Annotated in this window: 4 protein-coding genes; 2 read left to right on the forward strand and 2 right to left on the reverse strand. The window is 54.8% G+C overall.

Going from position 1 to position 4854, the window contains the following annotated elements:
- Nucleotides 1–511: 511 nt before the first annotated feature.
- Together L6D89_RS32085 and L6D89_RS32090 are read left to right on the forward strand one after the other, a co-directional pair.
- Complete coding sequence (locus L6D89_RS32085) at nucleotides 512–874, forward strand: cupin domain-containing protein (RefSeq protein ID WP_071534424.1); 363 nt, start codon at nucleotides 512–514, stop codon at nucleotides 872–874.
- A gap of 83 nt (nucleotides 875–957) precedes the next feature.
- Entirely contained in the window at nucleotides 958–1461 is a 504-nt protein-coding gene (locus tag L6D89_RS32090; RefSeq protein WP_011914408.1) for a chlorite dismutase family protein, read from the forward strand.
- Between the two features lie 144 nt (nucleotides 1462–1605).
- On the opposite strand, the gene L6D89_RS32095 is transcribed toward L6D89_RS32090, so the two are convergent.
- Both L6D89_RS32095 and L6D89_RS32100 read right to left on the reverse strand, forming a co-directional pair.
- On the reverse strand, nucleotides 1606–3771 hold the full coding sequence (locus L6D89_RS32095) for a site-specific integrase (protein WP_011914409.1): 2166 nt from the start codon (nucleotides 3769–3771) through the stop codon (nucleotides 1606–1608).
- On the reverse strand, nucleotides 3768–4787 hold the full coding sequence (locus L6D89_RS32100; RefSeq protein WP_011914410.1) for a tyrosine-type recombinase/integrase: 1020 nt from the start codon (nucleotides 4785–4787) through the stop codon (nucleotides 3768–3770). Before L6D89_RS32100 ends, L6D89_RS32095 begins: the two co-directional genes overlap by 4 nt.
- Between the last annotated feature and the right edge of the window lie 67 nt (nucleotides 4788–4854).

The following is a 4854-nucleotide window of genomic DNA, read 5'->3' on the forward strand; positions in this document are numbered from 1 at the left end:
CCGTTTATGTGTAATAGAAAGTCAATAAGAACCGGGCCATGCTCGCCCTTGGAGCTTCTCATACCCAACCGGTATGGCTGTAGCTTCTGAGGAGATCGCCGTCGCTCACCGGATCATCCGGTCATCCTGTTAGTAACCGGTCAAAGCTGATCTGTTACATCGAAGGCGGACACCTGTCCATCGACAACACCCCTGCCGAGCGGTGAACCGCCCTCCCATGTACATATGACCAAAACGTCGCCGTTATCCTACCGTTCTGTCATGCCTACCCACGACGGAGTATTGACGGTCTCCGTCCTATAACATAGCTTTTCCGAAAGGCGCTCAAGTACATATCGTCATGTGCATACGAGCCTCGTGTCGTTAAAAGAAATGGTTGGTGCCGCATGAAAGTGCTCTTCATGATGCCGTTCGGCGTGTCGAGCTTCTCCGCCCCCATCAAGATCAAGGCTTCGTCTTGGTGTTAGTGCCAGATGCACGTCACCTTGCGGTGCAGGAATGGAGTGTGAACATGAAAGCAGAAACGGAATCGCGGATTTTTTCGGTGGACGAATATGTCCGTCCGTCTAACGGCGAACCGATCCGTTCAGTTGTTCTGGAGACCAACGATTCTGTCGTTGTAGTTTGGCACGCCTACCCTAGGCAGGAAATAGCTGCCCATGTCCATCCTCACGGCCAAGATACTTGGACGGTTATCTCAGGTGAGGCCAAGTATTATCAAGGCAACGGCGTAGAAATTCATCTTAAAGCTGGAGATATTGCCATTGCAAAACCTGGGCAAGTACATGGTGCCGTGAACTCTGGTCCAGGACCTTTCATATTTGTCTCCGTGGTTGCGCCGGGCAGTGCAGGTTTTGCGTTATCTGAGAAATAGGCGAAAGGCCTGAGAGGAACCTGATGAATACACGAGTATTTACGTTCGCTGGTGGAGAAACGGGGGTTTGGCGCGTTGTTGCGATGAATGCCGTGGCAGGAGCCCCTCTCCCTGGAATCCCACGGCTCAACGTAGCCGCTGGCTCTGTTTCGCCGCAGCCTCCGGGCACCAAATGGCTCCTTCGCGGGATAACGAGTAACGAGCGCTATGTCGTGCGTGAAGAGAAGGATCGTCTCGTGGCGAAGCAGCCAAGCTTGGGTCGAGCAGAGGCTACCTGCGCCGCCCTGATCCCTATCCGGAAAAACCCCTCATGGTGGGGACTGTCTCAAGACGAACGCCGGAAGATTTTTGAGGAACAGTCCCGTCACATTCACATCGGGCTCCAATATCTCCCTGCTGTGGCCCGCCGCCTCCACCATTGTCGGGACCTGGGCGAGAACGAACCCTTCGACTTCTTGACTTGGTTCGAATATTCCCCGTCTGATGAGACGGCCTTTAACAGGCTTCTGGCCGAACTCCGAGCCTCGGTGGAGTGGCAGTATGTCGACAGAGAAATCGACATCCGGCTAGTGCATGAGCCGGCCTAGCATCAGGTTTAACTTCGATCTACGTGCGGCACACTCCTGCGACACCCGCAGCCCAGCAAAACCCCGAAAAATCTAGTGTGTCGCATAACTTAGGAGTAACGCGACAGGTATGTCTAGCGAGCCACTAGTCGCTTAAGAACTTTTCTACTTATAGCCTCCTCTTTCTCTCATCGATCTCCTCGGCATCCTGCCGTCTAGAGCCGGCACATTGTCCAGCTTTCGAATGAGGCTCTCCAGCTTTTCCAAGTCGCCCTCGGCAATGGCTCGCTCGTCGGGAGTTAAAGGCACGGCCTCCAAGTACCGTCCGATAGACGATTTGCTTTCCAATGCTTGGGCCCTTGCGCTGGCTTTCGGCAAGTTGAAGTCACACCCCGCACAGGCCATGCGATGTGGGCAGCTGCTCCAGAAGGGATTTGAACAATACGAGTCGCCCAAGTCATAGAAGGTGTAGGGGGCATCTGAATGGCGAACAATTACGTCATGATCGATCAAAACGGAGACCATATGGGCCATTTGATCGGCTTTAACGAAGGATGCTGCCAGCTTGGTAGGCCGAATTCGAATGTAATGCAAAGTCGAATTCGGCGAGCTATGTCCCGACCACTGCATTAGCTCGATCAGCGACATGCCCTGAGGGACGCTGGCGAGCGCCGTCACTGCGGAGGCACGTCCCCGGTGGCTGGTGATTCGCCCGCGACTGTCCTCCAGTGGCACACCCGCCTTGGCGCATAGCATTGGAATGATGGTGCCATTAATGACACTGGAGCCTATGCGCTTGCCTCGAAACTGAAATAGGTAGCTAACTTTTTCCCCGGTTCGCTCATCCAGCAAAGCGGCCTGGTTAGCAGGCCTGTCCTCCAGCCAGGCGTCAATGCGCTCCTTCACGACCACCGCTACAGGTTTGACGAAAGCTTTGAACGTCTTGCTGGCAGGAATATCGAGATAGCATAAAGTTTTTGCTGGAACGATGGTCCCATCCTCGTGTACCACATCATTGGTCTGAGGATGCGCGCATCTTTTATCCAAGCGCATGATTTCATTGCTGCGCAAACCAGCGTGCGTCCACACTACAGCAATGGCTTGAACCATCGACAGCGGATAGTGAATCTCCGAAAGCAGATCACTACGCTCAAGATTTAGACTCGCCCAAATCAGCTTGAGCCAGGTCGAGTCATCAATTACCCGCGGGTTGATACCCGAGTTGAATGTCACGGATCGCGGGGTGGCGAGGTGATGCCGGGGGCTGAACTTCAAACGACCCCATCCCCAGAGTTCAAAGTCTGTAAAAAATCGTCGCAAGGCATGTAGAAAGCCGCGCTTCGAGTTGGCAGCGATAGGCTGACCAAGCCCCTTTAGCTGTGTTCCCTTCGCTGACTCCAAAGCCCACTCACCGACCGTCATCCGGTCGACGGCAGCAATAAATGCAGCGCAAGTGGACATGCTCCAATCGGTAGGCGCCGCCATTCCTGATTGCTCGCGCGCTAGCCAGACACCGGTCCTCAAGATAAAACTGTAATTGCTTTCACGTGTGCGTGGACGCAAGGTGGAAGTGTCTCGCCATCGACGGCACCACATTGCCCAAGTCGGATCGATGCCTTCGATGCTTTTCGCCCGCCAACAGGTATAGCCTCGCATGCGTAAAGGTTTCGCCAAAATCCCCATGGCAGCGAGGCCGTGAGATACCTTTCCGACCGATCTCGCGACACCTTCGCTTCGATGCTGTTGGCCCTTCAGTAGCAGTTCCTCGGTGAATGTCTCCAACCGCGGATCGCCGTTTTCCAGCATCAAGGCACCCAGCACGTTGGAAAGGAACTGCTCAAGATGGCGAGCAGCGTAGCCCAGCGATCTCAACGCTTGGCTCAAGCGAACGTGCTCATGTCTGAACACGGCATGGCCGAAGATAAAAGAAGCATATATCGCCGGCTGCCGGAATTTGGCGATACGCTGCGGGGTTCGAAAATCGCCGAGATGGTAAGCAACGGAAGCGAGATATGGTCGTGATCCTGCTCGATTACTGAGCAAGGTCAACCACTGCGACTCAGACCAACACCAGTAGGGTTTACCGGTTTTGCTGACATTCCAGAGAATGACTGCCACTGATGAAATGGCTAATCGCTGAGAAACGCCGCTGTGCGCCGCTATATCAGCTAGCGGCCTCATGAGCTCAGGTATCTCTGATTGGAGGTAGCCCCAGTCTGAACGGTGAGAGCGATTCGAAAGTATGCTCAGCTCGATTTTCGATAGATCGCTCTGACGTACGTACTTGCTCGCGTCGAACGGAACATAAGGGGTGACTGAGGGGGTGCTCATAGCAATGCCTCAGACCCAAAGAGTTCACAGAACATCCGAGCATCGAGACTGCCGACGGAGTGCGCCATCTTTGCGGTTAAATCCGCGCCAGATAGGTGCAGGTAAATCAAAGTGGTTTTGGGGTCTCGATGTCCAGCATACGTGGTCAGTTCATGGAGCTTCCAGCCCGCACGGGCCAGATGGGTAAGCCGAAGGTGGCGAAAGGTATGAGTGCTCAGGTGCGATAGTTTCGCTTCCTTGGCCCACCCTTCAACCGTTTTACTCCACGCCCAACGGGACAGTGGCGAGCCTCGATTACGATCTGATGCTGATCGAAACAACGAACCTCGCATCCAGCCAGCGCCGCGAAGAGCATGTAGATGCTCTATCAAGACAGGTGCAATGTCTGGGCTGTAGCACACGACGCGGCTGCGTTTGCCTTTGGTCGTTTCCGCTCGCACCGAGATCAGTCGGTGTGCAACGTCTAAATCCTCAATACGCAAGGCCACCAACTCGGCACGGCGAAGAGCCCCGAAATACGCCAACGACAGCATTAGTCGATCACGGATAGACGACCTGGCCGCAATACTGAGAAAGTGTCGCCACTGCTCATCGGTGGGAATGTCTGGCAACTTAATCAGCCGTGGGAGCAAGCCCCTGACAAACCCTCCATGTCCAGGCACTTGGGCCAGCCGACCATGCTGTCCGCGGGGCACGGGGTTGTGCTCGCAAAGACCCTGAAAAACGAGGTGGTCGTACCACAACCGGATAGCAGTAAGCCGCTGGTGCAAGGTTGAATTCGCCACCGCGCTCTTTGCGCCAGGTAGCAGCTCACGGATGTAGAGCGTGACTTGTTCGAATGTCGCGGATTCGGGTTTCAGCCCACTCCCTTCGCAATGCAATAAGTAATGCGCAAGGGCACGGCCATAGGCGTCAAGGGTGGCCGGCGCACGCCCCAGATTACCCAAGAGCTCCAGCCAAGCTTGTACACTGGAATAACGACTTAACACTTGCTTGTGCAATGGGGTGGTGGTCATGGGCGCCCCCTGAGCGTCAACGGATTCAGCCTAGCTCAAAAGCATTCCACCTAACTTAATACAGCGC

It is taken from the genome of Pseudomonas pseudonitroreducens, from assembly GCF_021603645.1.
Classification (GTDB): domain Bacteria; phylum Pseudomonadota; class Gammaproteobacteria; order Pseudomonadales; family Pseudomonadaceae; genus Pseudomonas; species Pseudomonas pseudonitroreducens.